The organism is Nocardia sp. NPDC057668 (assembly GCF_042799795.1).
Lineage (GTDB): Bacteria > Actinomycetota > Actinomycetes > Mycobacteriales > Mycobacteriaceae > Nocardia.
Genome location: NZ_JBHVIC010000002.1, coordinates 1230562 through 1246471, shown reverse-complemented (window position 1 = coordinate 1246471; position 15910 = coordinate 1230562). Strand labels below are relative to the sequence as shown.

The window sequence follows — 15910 nt, the reverse complement described above, 5'->3', positions numbered from 1 at the left end:
GACGGCATCGCCGGGGCGCAACGATCGGTCCGAAGTAAATGCGATTCGCTGCCGATATGCCAAAATCGACGCTCATGGCTGAGCTTTCCCGCCGTGACGTGGCGGCGATGATCGATCACACCCTGCTCGCGCCGGAGGCGACCGTCCCGGATGTGGAAGCGCTCGTCGAGGAGGCCCGTGAGCTGGGCGTCTTCGCGATCTGTATCTCTCCGGCCATGCTGCCGACCCGGGCGCCCGGCCTGGTGGTGGCCACGGTCGCGGGTTTTCCGTCCGGCAAACATCATTCGCTGATCAAGGGCGCGGAGGCGCGGCTCGCGGTGGATCAGGGCGCGGCGGAGGTGGACATGGTCATCGACGTGGGCGCGGCGGTGGCCGGTGACTACAACGCGGTGCTGGGGGACATCATCACCGTGCGCGAGGCGGTGGGGGAGCGCGCGCTGTTGAAGGTGATCATCGAGTCGGCGGCGCTGAGCGACGCGGCCATCGTCGAGGTGTGCCGGGTGGCCGAGCAGGCGGGCGCGGATTTCGTGAAGACCTCGACCGGATTCCATCCGGCGGGCGGGGCCAGTGTCCACGCGGTGCGGCTGATGGCCGAAACGGTGGGCGGGCGGCTGGGCGTCAAGGCCAGCGGCGGGATTCGAACGTCGGAGGCGGCGGCGGAACTGATCGCGGCCGGGGCGACCCGGCTGGGCCTGTCGCGTTCTCGTGAAGTGCTTGCGGGCTTTCCGGCCTGATCCCGTGAGTCACGGTGCCGGAGTGGTGAATCCGGTCGGCAGTCGCGTGCCCGCGCCGGAATTCCGGCGCGGGCACGGGCTTTTCGCTCCCGAGTTCAGCAGCGCAATTCGGTGACCTGCTGCTGCTGCCCTTCGACGGGCTCCAGCTTGGTGGGACCGCCGCGCAGGGAGACGTGCAGGCCGTCCGAGGTGATCTCGATCTTGGTGGGCTGCAGGCCCATCGGGTAGCTCTGCAGGCTCTCGGTCATGAGTTCCACGATGCCCGAGACCAGATCGGTGGGCAGGCCGATGCCGAGCAGGGCCGCCGACACGGTCTCGACCTCGATCTTGTCGCCGACCACCTTGGGCTTGATCTGCAATTCGGCCAGCCCGGCGAGCACCGCGAAGTTCAGGGTGCCGGCCTTGGGATCGGAGGTGACGCCGGATACCAGGCCGCCCATGGTTTTCGCGATGCCGTCGTTGCTCCAGCTGACCTCGGCCTCGGAGCTGCCGACGCTGCCGCCCTGACGGCCGTCGTCCTGCATCTCGAGGTCGTTGAAGACCGCGTGCACCTTCATCCCGACCGCCGGGCCGAACTTGGTGTCGTCGCTGTCCACCGTGACCGAGCCGACCTTCTTGTCGAGCATGGTGACGAGCATGGGTTTGGCGCCGAACGACACGTCGATCTTGGAGCCCATCTGCTGCTCGAATTGCGAAGCGATGCAGTTCTCCACGGTGCGCCGGGCATACGCCTCACCGAAGGCCAGGCCGCCGACCAGGACCATCGCGACGACGACGCCGATGATCAACGCGGTCCGGCGTTTCCGCCCCTTCCGGGGCGAACCGCCCTGTCCGCCGGTGGTATTCGCGGGCGGCGGGGGCGTGCCGGGCGGAACCTGCGCGCCAGCGGCGACCGGGGCCGCCCCGGGTGCGGCGGCGTAGGCCGCGTCGCCCGGATGCAATGCCCGGGTGGGGTGTTCGCCGGTGTCGCCGGGGACGGGCAGCACTTCGGTGGCCTCGGGCGCGTTCGGGGACTGCTGCCCGAGGGCGACGGTCGCCTGTTCGTAGCGCTCGGTCTCCGGCGCGCGCGAGCCCTCGGCCGCGCCGAACTGCTCGGTTTCCTGCCACCATTCCGCGGGCTGGGCGGTGCCCTGGCCGGGGATGACCTCTGTTTTGCCGTCGTCCGCGCCGGGCGCGGCGGGTTTCGCCGCGACGGTGGCGTCGTCCGCGCCGGCTAGTTCGCCGGGATCGCCCGGTTTGTCGGATTTCTTTGTGCCCGAATGGATTACTTCGGTCGGCTGGGCCTGCTGATCGGGTGCGTCGGCGCCGGTGGCGCCCGCGTCGTGCTCCGCGGCAGGCCGGTCGGCGTCGTCCGAGTGAGGGTTCGAACTCATGCGGCCGATTGTTCACGAGCTTTCTGTGTGTGCTCTGTGCTTCCGGTGAGGTGTCGGCTCACTCGCGGCGGATTGTGACATAACGCACAGGGGTGCGCGTAGCCTGAACGCATGGCTGGGAGTGCGGCAGCGGAGCCCGATCCGGAAAAAGGGTGGCTGGCGTTGCAGGAGTTGGCCGGTCGGCACGCCGGGTATTTCACGACCCGGCAGGTGCTGCAGACCGGGTGCGAGGCCCGCATACGCGACGGTCTCCGGGACGGCTCGGTGGTCCGGGCCGGGGTGGGATTGCTGCGGCTGGCCGCGTGGCCGGACGGGCCGCTGGACGAGTACGCCATGTGGTCGGCCTGGTTCGACGGCGCGGCCGCGGTCTCCCATCACAGCGCCGCCGAACTGCACGGATTGGGCCGGTTGCGACCGCGCTTCGTGCACATGTCGGCGCGGGTCGGGCGGTTCCCGCTCTCGCCCCGGCTGGTGGTGCTGCGGCGGGCGTTCGCCCGCAACGACGTGGAATCGGCGGGCACCTTCCTGGTGACCACGCCGCTGCGCACGGTGCTGGATCTGGCCGAGGCCGGGATCGGGCAGTCCGCCCTGGACGAGGTGGTCGCCGACGCGGTGGCCATCCACCGCTGCGACACCGCCGAAATACGCACCGCCAGCGCGGGTCTGCCGCCGCCGACGGCCGCCCGGTTGCATCGGGCGCTCACCAGGGCTTGATACCGCGGTGAATGTCCGATTTTCGAGTTTTGCCCGGCCGGATTTCGTGGCAGGGTGATCGATCATGGGGATCCTCCGCGCCGGTGTCTGGGATCTGGCCTTTCCGCCCGGGCCGCCCGAGCGGATGGCGGAGATGTTCTCGGCGGCGGTCGTCGCCGACGCGGTGCGCCGCCACGACGCGGATCTGGCGCAGTCGGTGGAGACCATGCGGGATTGGCGGCACGGCTATCACCCCGTCTTCCGCGCGCTGACCGCGCTGGCGGTGAGCGCACCCGGGGCGGCGCACGGGGTCGCGCGCGACGGGCTGCATTCGATGCGCACCATGCTGCGCTTCGCGTCCGGGGCCACCGTCACGTCGCTGGACGCGGCCGATGTGGACGCGGCGGCCACGGGCGCCGAACTGGGTGTCGCGAGCGTCGAGGGCACCGCCGAACCCGTGCGGCGGCTCGAAATTCCGTGGCAGGGCCGGGTACTGGCGGACGAGGAACTGCTGCGGCAGCTGACGGACTGGCAGGACCGGGGCATCGTCGAACCCGGTTTCGCGGCCGCCGTGCGGGTGGTCGCCGAACATCCGGAGTGGTTGTCGCTGCCGGGTTTTCGCATGACCCTCACCGGGGCCGCGGCCGTGCTGAGCCCGCTGCGGCCGCTGCTGTCCTGGGGTGCGCAGGTGCTGGCGGTGGAACTGCCGGGGCGCGGGCGCTGGGATCGCCTGCGGGCGCGGGCGCGGGCCGGTGCGGGCGTCATGCGGTATCCGGTCACCGATCGGGGGCCGGGGGTGGACATCGGCAGCGGCTTTCCCTCGTTGGCGCGGTGGATCAGCGCGCATTCCGATGCCCGTCCGGTGCTGGGGTCGTATGCGAGCCGGCCCGGGGCGGCCGGGCTGCGGATCGCCGCGGCCTCGGACGTGCTGGCCGAGACCGTGCTGCGCCGCCATCCGGATGCCGTTCTCGCGCTGTACGGTTCGTCGGCCGACTGCTACGCCGTGCCGGAATCGGTCGTGCTGGGGGCCCGGGAGCATCTGGCCGACAGGGGGATTCGCGGCTCGGCCCAGGATCTGCTGCACCGGCTGGCCCCGCGCTCGCTGTACCACCTCAACTACACCCGCCCCACCTTCGACGCGGACGGCGCGCCGTGGGGACTGTTCGACAATCTGCCGTATCTCGCGGGCCCCGATTACGCGCTGGCCCAGCGGCTTCCGCGCTGGCGCGCCACCCTGGCCCGGGAGTCCGGGCACGCCGTCTCCTACACGGTCACCCCGCCGACCTGGACCGCGACCGCACACGAACCGCCGTGGCGCAGCGCCGCCCACCGGGCCGCCGGCCACTTTGGGATCGAGATCTTCGACCCCGCCACCGCCCGGGTTCTGCTGGCCGCCAAGCTGGTCGCCGACCTGTTCGCCCCGGAGCCGGCCGGCTCGAATCCCGAGTCGCTCTTCACGATCGGCGCGATGCACGGCGGTCTGTGGCGGCAGCCCTTCACCCCGCGCTCGCTGGTCGCGCCCGCCGCGCTGACCGGCTCGATCCAGACCCTGCGCGATCGGATCCGCCCGGTCTGAGCGGCGCTCGGGCACTGCCGGGCCGGATCGTGTTGCCGGCCGCCGCCGCGTCGCCGTGGGTGTCGGCGGTCGCGTCGTTGGGCTGCCGTGATCCGGGCTGTCGATCAGGGTTGGTGTCGATCCGCTCGGGCTCGCGGTGTGGTCGGGCAGGGTGTGGCCAGGCCGGGGGGATGGCCGAGCTGGGGGGATGGCCGGGCCGGGGGGATGGCCGAGCCCGTCATCGTCCGGAGCTATCGGGGTGTGTCGCCCCGGCCCAGGGCTGGGCACCGCGCACGAGGGCCGTCGTCGTCGAAGGCCACCGGCCGGGGTGTGTCGCGTCCGGTCAGGGGAGCGGGGCGACGGCCGACCAGGGGATGGTGAGTTGGTTGTCGCGCAGGCGACGGCGTTGCGGGCGCAGCGGGAAGCCTTGCTCGAGTAGGAGATTCGCCGCGTGCCGCCAGCGGGCGCGCGGGCCGTAGGGGGCCAGCGGCGCGGCGACGGCCCAGGCGCGGTCGGCGGCGGTGAGCAGGGTGTGGATGGGTTCGCCGGGGATGTTCCGGTGGATGAGCGCCTTGGGGAGGCGTTCGGCGATGTCGGAGGGCTGATCGACGGTGAACGGATCCCAGGCCAGGGTCAGCGAGCGGGGGCCGGCGCGGTCCAGCAGGATCCAGGCGCAGCGGCGGCCCAGCTCGTCGCAGGTGCCGTCCAGCAGCAGGCCGTCCGGGGCCAGGCCGGACAGAATCGTGGACCAGGCGGCGGGGACGGCGGATTCGGGGTACTGGCGCAGGACGTTGAAGGCGCGCACCAGGTTCGGGCGCAGGCCCGCCAATTCGAAACCGCCCCGGGCGAATACGACGCCGTCGCGGCCGGGGACCACGCGCTCGGGATCGATCTCCAGCCCGACCACGCGCAGGTCCGGGCGCACGACCCGGAGCCGGGCCGCCATTTCCAGGGTGGTGACCGGGCTGGCGCCGTAGCCGAGGTCGACCACGAGCGGATCCGCCGCCTCCAGCAATCTCCTGGTGATCAGGACATCGTGTGCCATCCAGCGATCACCGCGGCGCAGCCGGTTGATGCCGGTGGTGCCGCGGGTGATCGTTCCGATCGGTTTCAGCCGACGGGGTGCTGCTGATCCAGCCAGCGCTGTGTCACCTCTGCCTCGGCTCGGAACAGGTCCACCAGATTCACCAGCATGAGCTGTTCCAGTTTGCGTCCGAAGAATGGAATCTGCACCGTCGCACGGGACGAGGTGCGCAGCGTGCAGCCGGTGTCGGTGGGGAACAGGCGCATGTCGCCGCCGAGCGTGCCGGGGGCGCCGGGCAGTTGGGTCGTGTATTCGCCGGTCGTCTCGGGTCCGAAGGCGCCCCAGCGTTCCCGGCGGGTGATGACCATGTCCTCGCGCCAGAACGAGCGCGCCAGGTCCGGCAGCGATTCGCGCGGCAGCACGTGCCGCATCTCGACCTCGATGCCGTGGTCGCCGGCGTCCAGACTCACCAGGTCGTTGGGTGAGTGCTTCCGCATCTCCTCGATGCGCGCGTCCCACAGTTCGCGGTTCGCGAGGGCCGCGTACACCTCTTTCGTGGTGTGCAGCGAATAGCGTGCGGAGTAGTCCAGTCGGCGAGGCACGATCGGTCAGGTTACTGCGGGATGTGCCCCGTCAGTGTGAACTCAGCCAATTGGCGGTGAACTCGGCTTCGCGCTCCAGCAGTTCGGTCAGGTGCTGCTGCACCGCGGCCTCGATCTTCTTGCCGAAGAGCGGGATCTTGACCTCGATGCTGGCGTCCACCACGAAGACCGAACCGGTGCCGTCGTCGGTGACCGACAGGGTGCCCTGCACGGTGGCGGGCGCGCCCTCGACGCGGGCCTCCACGGTGCCGCCGCTGCCGTCCCAGGTCTCGGTGCGCGGGATGATCAGGTCGCCGGGGCGGACCGCGGTGATCTGGGTGGGGAGTTCCTCGGCGGGGATGGCCTGCACCATGTCCACGCGCACGTGATCGCCGTTGATCGAGATGGAGTCGATGCGGGCGTTCGGGCCGCCGACGTTCTCGATGCGGTCCTTCCAGTACTGCTCGCTGGAGAAGGCAGCGCGCACGGCGGCGGTGGAATGCGGGGAGTGCGCAGTGAAGGCCAGAGGTGTCGCCATGGTCGGACAGGCTACCGTCTGTGCCTGTGCGTACTTCTGGGGTGGTGTCCTTCGACGACCTGCGGGACCGGCTCGGCGGGACCGGCGCGCTGCTGCGCGACGCGGTTCCGCTGGCGGAGCTGACGACCCTGCGGGTGGGCGGGCCCGCGGTGCTGGCCGAATGCACGAGCACCGAGTCGCTGGTGGCCACGGTGCGGGCGCTGGACGCCGCCGGGATTCCGGTGCTGCTCGTGGCGGGCGGGTCGAATCTGCTCATCGCCGATTCCGGTTTCGCCGGGGTGGCGGTGCGGATCGCGACCACCGGGGTGCGGATCGGCACGGACTCCGTGGTCGCGGAGGCGGGCGCGAACTGGGACGCGGTGGTGGCGGCGACGGTCGAGGCCGGTTTCGGCGGGCTCGAATGCCTGTCCGGCATCCCGGGTTCGGCCGGTGCGACGCCGGTGCAGAACGTCGGCGCGTACGGGGTCGAGGTGGCCGCGCTGCTGCGCCGGGTGCGGCTGCTGGATCGGGCGAGCGGGGAGATCCGCTGGGCCGAGCCCGCCGAACTGGGTTTCGGGTATCGCACCTCGGTGCTCAAGCACAGCGACGCGGCGATGGTGTTGGAGGTCGAATTCGCCCTGCGCGCCGATGGTTCCAGTGCGCCGCTGGGGTATCGCGAGCTGGCCGCCGCGCTGGGGGCGGACGAGGGCGAGTCGCGTCCGGCCGCGCTGGTGCGCGCGGAGGTGCTGCGGTTGCGGGCGGGCAAGGGCATGGTGCTGGATTCCGGCGATCACGACACCTGGAGTGCGGGCTCGTTCTTCACCAATCCGGTCATTCCGGACAGTCGGGTCGATGAAGTGCGTGCGGCGATCGCCACACATGTCGGTGCGGATGTGGCGGTCCCCACCTGGGCCGTTGCCGGCGGCGTGAAGTTCTCCGCCGGATGGCTGATCGAACGCGCCGGATTCGCCAAGGGCTTCCCGGGCGCGGACGCGCCCGCGCGGCTGTCCACCAAACACACGCTGGCGCTGACCAATCGGGGCGCGGCGACCGCGGCCGACATCGCCGCGCTGGCGCGCGAAGTTCGCGAGGGAGTTGCTGAGCGTTTCCGGGTGCACCTGGAGCCGGAGCCCGTGACCGTGGGTCTGACCCTGTAGGCGTGGTCGGCGCCACCCCGGCCGTGGCCGGGGCATTCGATTTGCGGGGGTAACGTCGAACCGGTGAACAGTCGAGGACGAGTGCCCGTACGGCGGGCTATTACGGTGCTGGCGGCGCTGCTCGCGATCATCGCCATGGTGGCCGGATGTTCATCGGACAAGGGCGGTGGCGGCAAGGACGAGCCCGCCGCACCCGCGGCCAAGGTGTCGATCGAGCCCGACGACGGTACGACGGATGTCAGTCCGACCGCGCCGATCTCGGTGTCGGTGACCGGCGGCCGCATCGACCAGGTGGCGCTGAGCAACCCGAACGGCAAGCAGGTCAACGGTGAATTGAGTTCGGACGGAACCAAATACACCATCGCCGAACCGCTCGGCTACGGCATCACCTACACCTGGTCCGGCACGGCGGTCGGCACCGACGGCAAGCCGGTGCCGATCGAATCGAAGTTCACCACCCTCGAACCCAAGAACGAGGTGCCGGCGACCATCAATATCGGCGACGGCCAGGAGGTCGGCATCGCGGCGCCGATCATCCTGCAGTTCACCGGGCACGTCACCGACAAGGCCACGGTGCAGAAGGCGCTGACGGTCACCACGAGTCCGAAGACCGAGGGATCGTGGGCGTGGCTGCCCGATTCCGACGTGGGGTCGCGGGTGCACTGGCGTCCGCGCGAGTACTGGCAGCCCGGCACCACCGTGAAGGTGTCGGCCAAGCTCTACGGGCTGGACTTCGGCGGCGGTAATTACGGCGTCACCGACCTGACCTCGGACTTCACCATCGGCCGCGCGCAGATCGTGCGCGCCAACGCCCCGAGTCACCGCATGGAGGTGGTGCGCGACGGGCAGGTCGTGTTCGATTTCGCGGTCAGCTACGGCGAGGGCAACGAGGACCGCAACGTCACCCGCTCCGGCGTGCACGTGGTCACCGAGAAGTACGAGGACTTCATGATGTCCAACCCGCCGTACTACACGAACGTGCGCGAACGCTGGGCCGTGCGAATTTCCAACAACGGCGAGTTCATCCACGCGAACCCCGAATCACTGTCCGCGCAAGGCAATACGAACGTCACCAACGGCTGCATCAACCTGAGCCCCGGCGATGCCCAGTCCTACTTCCCGACCGCCCTCTACGGCGACCCGGTGGAGGTGACCGGCACCCGGATCGACCTCTCCGCCGCCGACGGCGACATCTACGACTGGGCCCTGGACTGGACCACCTGGCAGGGCATGTCCGCCCTCCCCGCCGGCTCGGACTCCGCCGCGGCCTCCACGGCCCCCGCCGCGGGCGGCCGCTGACCGCGTCATCGCGCGGCTCTCGCCGCCGGCAGCGCCGACCGAACGGCGGCGCGGGTGCTGTGCCCGCGCCGCCGTTCCATGTCTCGGTACTCCATGTCGGCGTGGGCGTGAAAGCTGCTCTGCGGTGGCCGTCGTGCCCGACGGCCACCGCCAACCGGGCTGTTCCACGGTCCGCACGCGTATCCGGGCCGCACCGATCGCGAGACGGATGCGGCGAGCGTTGCGGGCGCAGGTTCCGACGGACGTATGGGATGTTCTCGGGCGACGCCGACGCCGCTGAGCACCGGTATCGGCGTGCCCCGCCGTCACGCCGGTACGCGCGGTCGAAGGGATTCGGGTGGCCTCGGGCATCGAATATGCGAATGCGCCGGTGACGTCCAGGAACAACGACTCGTTGTGGCGCGGATCCGCGGGAGCCACCGTGGTTCCGCGACGGTGCATCCGCCGGAGTGAACCGGGCCGACCGGTGGGCGGAGGTGAGGTGGACGTGCGGGCTTCGGCCGGCGGATTGCCGGGGACGGTTGGCCGGCGGTGGGGCCGGGCGTCGGGACGACCAGCTCGTTCCGGATGCGGGGGCGCGGGCGGGCGACTATTCTGCGCCGAACTGGTTCGGCGGAGAGGTTCGGCGGTGGTTGCGAGCACAGCGGCAACGGCGGCAACGGATTTCGGGCGTCCGCTGGGGGCCTCGGAGCGGTGGTTCTGGATCATCGACCGGATCTCGCCGGCCAACTGCGTCGGGCGGGTGCGGGTGCACGGGCGGCTCACCGCCGAGGAGTTGAGCGGGGCGGCGGACGCGCTGGTCGCGGAGTACCCGCTGCTGCGGGCCGGGGTTCGGGACGCCGGGAACGGTGATCCGCGGCTGTTCGCGCTCGCGGATCCGGGGATTCCGATCCGGCGGGTGCTGGTCGGGTGCGAGGACCTCGCCGCCGACGCGGTGTGGCGGCGGGAGGTGGACGCCGAGCTTGCGGCGCCGTTCACGCCCGAGCGCGGGTTGGCCCGGATTGTCGACATCGGGTACGCGGTGGGGACGCCGGATGAGTATCACGATGTGGTGCTGACGGTTTCGCACGTCATCATGGACGGGCGGTCGCTGCTCACCCTGCTGCGCAAGCTGATTCGGTTCGGCGCGGAGTCCCGTGCGGGCCGGCACGCCGGCGTCGGCGGGAGCGGTCGTGCGGGTGGGACCGGCCGCGAAGGTCGGGTTGGGTCCGTCGGTGCGCCGCTGCCGGGGACGCGTGAGCCGATTCCGGTAGCGGACGACCTGATTCCGCTGGGGGCCAGAGGTTTTTGGCGGTACTGCTACACCACGTTGTCGGATCAGGTGATGGCTTTGGCGTTGCGGCCGCGGAAGCTGGTGCCGCCGGTCGCGGTGGGGCTGGGGGAGCGGCGGACGCGGGCGGTTTATCGCACCGTGGACGCGGCCGGACTGGAGGCGTTGACCGCGGACTGTCATCGGGCCGGGGTCACGGTGCACGGGGTGCTGGCCGCGGCGGTGGCGCGGGTGGTGGGGGAGACCGGGCGGCCCGGGGGGAAGGGCGTGGCGGGGATCGGGTCGCCGGTGGATTTCCGGGCGCTGCTCGAACCCGCGCCCGACGCCGAGGAGCTGGGGATCTACGCGCCGGTGCTGGCGAACTTCGTGCGGTTCGGGCCGCGGGAGTCACTGTGGGCGGCGGCGCGGGCGGTGAATCGGCAACTGGAGCGCGGGATTCGGCGGCGCAAGCACCTGTCGGTGGTGGCGGGCATGCGGTTCGGGACCCCGCGCACCGTGGCGACCGGCCGGCGCGTGGTCGAGATGGTGGACCGGCGCGCGCCGTGGAACGTGTCGGTGACCAACGTCGGGCGGGCCGACTTCCCGGAAACGGTCGGGGGCCGGCGCATCTCCGACGTGACACTGGCGGGCTCGAACTCGTGCGTCAGCGCGCTCACCGTGTCGATCATCAGCACACACGGCCGCATGCGGCTCGGATTCTGTTACGTGACAGGCATTCTCGACGCCACCTCCGCAGAATCCTTCGCCGATCGGGTCGTGGCGGAGCTGACCGGCCGCGCGGCGCCGGTTTAGCGCGGCACCGGATTAGCTCGGCACCGATCATCTCGCCCCAACCGGTAGTGCGGTCGCGGCCTCGCTGCCCCCGCGGGTCGCCCCGCGGGCTTCCTGCCGACAGCCCGGGCTCGTGTGGGCCGCCCGACATGCCTGCCCACCTGCGGGCCGGTTCGTTCCCGTCGGCGCGGGGTGTGCAGGCCGATGCCACGCGGATCCACCGGACGGCAGATCAGTCGAGCAGGTCGGCCACGCGGATCCGCTGGACGGCAGATCAGTCGAGCAGGTCGGCCAGGCGGGTGCGCAGGGCAGCGCGGTCCGGCTTGCTGGTGCGGCCGCTGACGGGGATCTCGTCGACCAGCACGATGTCGTCGGGGAGGGCGGAAGTGTCCATGAGGGCGGGCAACTCGCGGCGGAGGCGGGCCACCACGTCGGTCGCGCCGGGATCGGGGACGACCGCCAGCACGATCCGCTCGTCGCCGACCTCGTCGGGCACCCCGACCATGATCGCCTGGCGTACGCCCGCGACGTTCGCGATGGCGGGCTCGTAGAGGCCGGGGTAGATGTTGGTCTTGCCGCGGATCATCATGTCCTTCTTGCGGCCCATGAGCACCAGCGTGTCGCCGTCGAGGCGGGCGAGGTCGCCGGTGGGTATCTCGCGCAGCGGGGGTTCGCCCAGGTAGCCCGCGCAGAGATTGGGGCCGGACAGCACGAGTTCGCCGTCCGCGGCGATGCGGGCGGTGACGCCCCGCACCGGTGCGCCGAGCGGATCGCCCGCGCCGTCGAAATCGAGTTTGGCGGTGCCGGAGGTGATCGCGACGGGAAGGATCTCGGTCATGCCGTAGATGGCGAGAAACTCGCAGTCCGGCAGGGACTTCCGCGCCCGGCGCAGCAGCGCGGTGGTGACCGGCGCACCGCCGAGCGATATCTCGCGGAGCGCGCGCGGGGCGGCGAGTTCGCCGCGCTCGATCGCGGCCAGCACGACCGCGAGATCGGCGGGGGTGAAGAACGCGTGCGTCGCGGCGTCGAGCCCGCGTGCGAACCCCACCGGGTCGATATGGGTCCCGAAGCGCGGGTAGCGCGGCATCGACCACCGCGCGCCGGCCAGCAGCGCGGGCAACCCCATCATCAACTGCTCGGTGTGCAGATGCGCGCCCGGTCCGAGGCTGCTGCGCCCCGCCATGGCGGCCAGTCCCGCGCCGAGCGAACCCCGGGTGTGCACAACGGCTTTCGGTGCGGCGGTGGTGCCGGAGGTGAAGACGATCAGCGCCTCGGCGGCCGGATCGGCGGCGGCGAACGCGGCGGTCGCGCCGCTCCCGAGCAGCCGCCGCAGCGGAACGGACCGGGCGGGCGTGCCCGGCAGCCGCGGCCCGCTGTGGATATGCCGGACCGGCAGCCTGCCGAACGCGGGCAGCGCCAGCCCCCGCGCGCGCCCGAGCCGGTGGAGCGGGCCGCTCAGCAGGTACAGCAGCGATTCCGTTGCCGCCCAGGCCGGTTCAACCAGACCGATGCGCCGCGCGAACAGCTCGGGCCCCACACCCGGGTCGACGAACACGATCGTGCCCCCCGCGGCGATGGTCCCGAAGATCAGCGTCACCGCGTCCGCACACGGCCGGATGGAGAACAGCATCCGGTCCCCACGCTGGAAACCGTTGTCCCGCAACCGCTGCGCCACCCCGGCGATCCGGGCCTCCAGCTCGGCGAAACTCAGCGGAGCGTCCCCGACCATTCCCAGCGCCGGCGCGTCCGGATGCAGCCGAACCTGTTCGGCGAGCAGTGCCAGGAAATCGGCGGGAGCGTCGTGCGGCGTAGGCCCGGTGGCGGACCGGGGCGCGGTCCCCGCCTTCGAATCGCCCCGGTGGCCCGCAGCGGCGGTGCCACCACGGATGTCCGCAGTTGCGTCGTGCCGCCGGCCCTCGCCGCTTGTGTCCCCGACGATCTCGGCTACGGCGTCGTTCCCCAGGCCGTCCGGATCGCCGTCGGCGCCGGTCGCATCCTCGGACCGCCGCGCGTCGCACCGCCGCGCGCCACCCGCGTCCTCCCGGTTCAACGAATGTCCACCAGCTCCGGCTTGTACCGGTGGTCGGCGTACCAGGCCAGCGTCCGGCGCACGCCCCAGGCGCGCACGCGGCGATTGGAGGCGTACACGCGCACGTCGCGGCGCAGGCCGTAGTCGGTGGTGAGCATGCGGACCGCGTTCACCAGGGCGCGATCCTCGTGCAGATCCTCGATGGCCGTGCGCGGGAACCCGCCCGCGGCCTCGTACAGCTCGGCGGTGATCGCCATGTTGCAGCCGGGCGTCATGACGTACGGCCCCAGGTAGCGGGGATCCTGGTTGCCCGGCCGGAACTTGCCGAAGGTGGAGGCCACCTCCAGCACCACGCGGATGATCGTGCGATCGATCCACCGCACGTCCTCGTCGGTGCGCGGTATCAGCTGCCCGCTGACCAGCTGCAGCCCGGCGTCGAACCCGGCGTTCACCCGCTCGATCCAGTCGCGGGCGGGCAGGCAGTCGGCGTCGGTCCGGGCCAGGCGCAGCGCACCGGCCGCGATGGCGTACCGCATCCCGGTGTCCGAGGCCGCGCCGGTGCCCTTCTGCGTCTCGCCGATGAGGTGGATCCGCACCTCCGGGTGTGCGCCGGCGAAGCCGCGCACCACCTCGGCGGTGCCGTCGGTGGAGTTGTTGTCCACCACGACCAGGGTGAAGTCCCCGTCGCGCTGGGCGGCGAGCGCCTCGAGCGTGGCGGTGATGCCGCGTTCCTCGTTGTAGGCGGGCACGATCACCCACAGTTTGGTCACGGGGACCTCCTCCCGGGGACGCTAGGCGGGCAGCCGATAGACGATGGCCGCCGCGGACGGTCCCGCGCCCGCTGCCACGAACAACGCTACTTCAAACCCGTCCAGGCGGCCGCTCTCGCGTGCGCTCAGGTAGGCGGCGGGCAGGGCCGAGGTGTGTGCGTCGCCGTGGGCGTCACCCGCGTGCGCCGCGCCGGCGGGGAGCCCGAGCCGCTCGGCCAGCAGGTCCGGGAAGTCGCCGGTGGGGCGATTGGTGACGAGCAGGGTCCGCGCCGGATCGGCTCCGGCCACCTCCAGCGCTTCGGTCGCGGCCGAAACGGCATGGTGCAGCAGATCTTCCACCGAATTCACGGTGCGATCGACGGTGATGGCCCCGCGCCCGGTGGCGCCCATGTCCGGCAGCCGCACGTAGCCGACGGGTTCGGGCCGGGCGTCGGTGGCGCTGATGTGCAGCTGGCCGAATCCGTCGGCGCCCGTGGACTTCTCCAGCACCATGGCCGCGCCCACCGGATCGATCGGGAAGCCGGGCACCGGTGCGGGCGACTTGGCGGGGTGCGCGTCCCCGGACACCACGAGTACCCGGTGCACGGTCGGCGAGGCCAGCAGCGCCTGGCTCACCTGGATGGCGTTGAGAACCCCGGTGGCCCCGTTCATCAGGTCGAACGACAGGCACGGCACGTCACCGCGCCGGTATTCCAGCCCGATGCCCGCCTGCTGCTGGATGAGCGCGGACATGGCCGGTTCCACCATGTTCGAGTCGCGGTACACGCCGGTGTTGATGAGCGCGTCGATCGTCTCGGGGGTGGCGCCGGCCTCGCTCACCGCCCGGCGCGCGGCCGCGGCGGCCTGTTCGATGGAGCTGCCGCCGCCGATTTCGACAGCGACGGAAGAGATTACGATTTTCATGCGTCGCACACCTGCAGTTCGCCGAGGGTGACCGAGAGGAATCCGGCGACGACGCCGGAGGCCGCGGGGACCAGCAGCAGTTTGTCCCCGGCCGCTATCCGCCGCTGTTTCAGCGCGTCGTGCAGCACCACGAAATGCGAAGTGGACGCGGTGTTTCCGTAGCGATCCAGGACCGCGAGCCCGGGCGGCACGGCGGCGTCGAATTCCCGTTCGGCGATCTTGTTGATCAATTCCACGGCGGGACCGCTGAATTGGTGATGAATGACGTGGTCGTAGCCCTCGGCCTCGAAGGTGCTGTTTCGTTCGGCGAGGAAATCGCGCTGCCGATTCGTCCACAGCAAATAGCGGGACTCGTTGTGCATGGCGCGATTATCGGTATAGAGCGCGATTCCCGCGCTGCGGTCGCTCGGCATGCCCAGGCACAGTTGTGCGAAGGCGGCGCTGGTGTTGAGTTCGATGTAGTCGATGCCCTCGTCCGCGGTGCCGCGGTCGTCGAGCACCACGGCGGCCGCGCCGTCACCGACGGTGAGCGAGGCGAATTGCGGATCGTATTTCTCCGACATCTCGCGCACCGCGGTATCGGAGATCGGGGTGATGTACTCGCCGGACACCACCAGTCCGCGCTTCACGATGCCGGTGCGAATCATGCGCTCCAACACCAGAACTCCGGTCAGCATGCCCGCGCAGGCGTTGGATACGTCGAAGTGGATCGCGCCCGCCGCGCCGAGTTCGTTGCGCAGCAGCAGGGCGAAGGAGGGCTCCACCCAGAAGTCGTCCCCGTGGATGCGGGTGATCGAGCAGGAGATGATCACGTCCAGATCGCTTGCGGCGTAACCGGAGTTGTCCAGTGCGCTGCGGGCGGCGGCCAGGGCCACGGTGAAGGAGTCCTCACGCTGCCCGTCCGCGTCGACGCCACAGCGCCTGCGGTGCCGGACCCCGCTGACTTTCTCCAGGTCGATGGGAGATTCGACGGATAGTTGCGCGAGCAACTCAGCGGTCGAAACCTCCTGGGCGGGCAAATAGGAGCCCACCGCCTCGATTCGTGCTCTCACCATGCGATCCACTCCAAACAGCCACAGATGCCGGGGACGCTAGCAGCGCACACATTTCCATTATGAAGAATCTCTGATTCACATATTGTGAGGTGGGCTACATTGCCGTGCAACCCCGCATACGCGTAGGCAGGCTGAACGAGCGCCCGTGCCGGGGGAGGCCGGGAGACGTCACCGGCGAG

Annotated in this window: 14 protein-coding genes; 6 read left to right on the top strand and 8 right to left on the bottom strand. The window is 71.0% G+C overall.

The features are described from left to right. The first annotated feature begins 74 nt into the window (after positions 1 to 74). Positions 75 to 734 carry a deoxyribose-phosphate aldolase gene (gene deoC / locus ACFVBH_RS18230; protein ID WP_354990024.1) on the top strand — a complete coding sequence of 220 codons (660 nt, stop codon included), beginning with the start codon at positions 75 to 77 and terminating at the stop codon, positions 732 to 734. A gap of 95 nt (positions 735 to 829) precedes the next feature. Here the strand turns inward: deoC and ACFVBH_RS18225 are convergent, their stop codons facing one another. Next, positions 830 to 2107, bottom strand: coding sequence for an LmeA family phospholipid-binding protein (locus ACFVBH_RS18225; protein WP_379002631.1), 1278 nt, complete (start codon positions 2105 to 2107; stop codon positions 830 to 832). Positions 2108 to 2218: 111 nt separating this feature from the next. On the opposite strand from ACFVBH_RS18225, the gene ACFVBH_RS18220 reads away from it, so the two are divergent. Both ACFVBH_RS18220 and ACFVBH_RS18215 read left to right on the top strand, forming a co-directional pair. Then, positions 2219 to 2821 carry a type IV toxin-antitoxin system AbiEi family antitoxin domain-containing protein gene (locus tag ACFVBH_RS18220; RefSeq protein ID WP_354990022.1) on the top strand — a complete coding sequence of 201 codons (603 nt, stop codon included), beginning with the start codon at positions 2219 to 2221 and terminating at the stop codon, positions 2819 to 2821. A gap of 64 nt (positions 2822 to 2885) precedes the next feature. Next, entirely contained in the window at positions 2886 to 4376 is a 1491-nt protein-coding gene (locus tag ACFVBH_RS18215; protein WP_379002629.1) for a hypothetical protein, read from the top strand. A 322-nt stretch (positions 4377 to 4698) separates the two neighbouring features. Here ACFVBH_RS18215 and ACFVBH_RS18210 read toward each other — a convergent pair whose 3' ends face one another. The 3 genes from ACFVBH_RS18210 to ACFVBH_RS18200 all read right to left on the bottom strand — a co-directional run bounded on the left by ACFVBH_RS18210 (position 4699) and on the right by ACFVBH_RS18200 (position 6498). Then, on the bottom strand, positions 4699 to 5400 hold the full coding sequence (locus tag ACFVBH_RS18210; RefSeq protein WP_379002627.1) for a class I SAM-dependent methyltransferase: 702 nt from the start codon (positions 5398 to 5400) through the stop codon (positions 4699 to 4701). 65 nt (positions 5401 to 5465) lie between these two features. Further along, positions 5466 to 5981, bottom strand: a complete 516-nt coding sequence (locus tag ACFVBH_RS18205) for a DUF2505 domain-containing protein (protein ID WP_354990019.1) — start codon at positions 5979 to 5981, stop codon at positions 5466 to 5468. Between the two features lie 31 nt (positions 5982 to 6012). Then, complete coding sequence (locus tag ACFVBH_RS18200) at positions 6013 to 6498, bottom strand: DUF2505 domain-containing protein (protein ID WP_354990018.1); 486 nt, start codon at positions 6496 to 6498, stop codon at positions 6013 to 6015. A 92-nt stretch (positions 6499 to 6590) separates the two neighbouring features. Between ACFVBH_RS18200 and ACFVBH_RS18195 the strand changes: the two genes are divergently transcribed. The 3 genes from ACFVBH_RS18195 to ACFVBH_RS18185 all read left to right on the top strand — a co-directional run bounded on the left by ACFVBH_RS18195 (position 6591) and on the right by ACFVBH_RS18185 (position 10995). After that, positions 6591 to 7634, top strand: coding sequence for a UDP-N-acetylmuramate dehydrogenase (locus ACFVBH_RS18195; protein WP_379002834.1), 1044 nt, complete (start codon positions 6591 to 6593; stop codon positions 7632 to 7634). A gap of 135 nt (positions 7635 to 7769) precedes the next feature. Further along, positions 7770 to 8933, top strand: coding sequence for an Ig-like domain-containing protein (locus ACFVBH_RS18190; RefSeq protein ID WP_379002832.1), 1164 nt, complete (start codon positions 7770 to 7772; stop codon positions 8931 to 8933). 628 nt (positions 8934 to 9561) lie between these two features. Beyond that, a complete protein-coding gene (locus ACFVBH_RS18185; protein ID WP_379002624.1) occupies positions 9562 to 10995 on the top strand; it encodes a hypothetical protein in 1434 nt (477 codons plus the stop codon). Positions 10996 to 11248: 253 nt separating this feature from the next. Here the strand turns inward: ACFVBH_RS18185 and ACFVBH_RS18180 are convergent, their stop codons facing one another. From ACFVBH_RS18180 to ACFVBH_RS18165, 4 genes are read right to left on the bottom strand one after another with little or no spacing between them, the layout of a single operon-like run. Beyond that, positions 11249 to 13024 carry a class I adenylate-forming enzyme family protein gene (locus ACFVBH_RS18180; protein WP_379002621.1) on the bottom strand — a complete coding sequence of 592 codons (1776 nt, stop codon included), beginning with the start codon at positions 13022 to 13024 and terminating at the stop codon, positions 11249 to 11251. Further along, on the bottom strand, positions 13021 to 13773 hold the full coding sequence (locus tag ACFVBH_RS18175; protein WP_354989820.1) for a glycosyltransferase family 2 protein: 753 nt from the start codon (positions 13771 to 13773) through the stop codon (positions 13021 to 13023). Before ACFVBH_RS18175 ends, ACFVBH_RS18180 begins: the two co-directional genes overlap by 4 nt. A gap of 21 nt (positions 13774 to 13794) precedes the next feature. Then, complete coding sequence (locus ACFVBH_RS18170) at positions 13795 to 14676, bottom strand: hypothetical protein (RefSeq protein WP_379002619.1); 882 nt, start codon at positions 14674 to 14676, stop codon at positions 13795 to 13797. Continuing rightward, complete coding sequence (locus ACFVBH_RS18165; protein WP_354989822.1) at positions 14673 to 15731, bottom strand: 3-oxoacyl-[acyl-carrier-protein] synthase III C-terminal domain-containing protein; 1059 nt, start codon at positions 15729 to 15731, stop codon at positions 14673 to 14675. The genes ACFVBH_RS18170 and ACFVBH_RS18165 overlap by 4 nt, the downstream gene beginning before the upstream one ends. Positions 15732 to 15910: the final 179 nt, after the last annotated feature.

Coding starts and splice junctions, on each gene's coding strand:
- ACFVBH_RS18165 (WP_354989822.1), bottom strand. CDS start 15,731: ATGGTGAGAGCACGAATCGAGGCGGTGGGCTCCTATTTGCCCGCCCAG.
- ACFVBH_RS18170 (WP_379002619.1), bottom strand. CDS start 14,676: ATGAAAATCGTAATCTCTTCCGTCGCTGTCGAAATCGGCGGCGGCAGC.
- ACFVBH_RS18225 (WP_379002631.1), bottom strand. CDS start 2,107: ATGAGTTCGAACCCTCACTCGGACGACGCCGACCGGCCTGCCGCGGAG.
- ACFVBH_RS18190 (WP_379002832.1), top strand. CDS start 7,770: ATGGTGGCCGGATGTTCATCGGACAAGGGCGGTGGCGGCAAGGACGAG.
- deoC (WP_354990024.1), top strand. CDS start 75: ATGGCTGAGCTTTCCCGCCGTGACGTGGCGGCGATGATCGATCACACC.
- ACFVBH_RS18215 (WP_379002629.1), top strand. CDS start 2,886: ATGGGGATCCTCCGCGCCGGTGTCTGGGATCTGGCCTTTCCGCCCGGG.
- ACFVBH_RS18200 (WP_354990018.1), bottom strand. CDS start 6,498: ATGGCGACACCTCTGGCCTTCACTGCGCACTCCCCGCATTCCACCGCC.
- ACFVBH_RS18220 (WP_354990022.1), top strand. CDS start 2,219: ATGGCTGGGAGTGCGGCAGCGGAGCCCGATCCGGAAAAAGGGTGGCTG.
- ACFVBH_RS18210 (WP_379002627.1), bottom strand. CDS start 5,400: ATGGCACACGATGTCCTGATCACCAGGAGATTGCTGGAGGCGGCGGAT.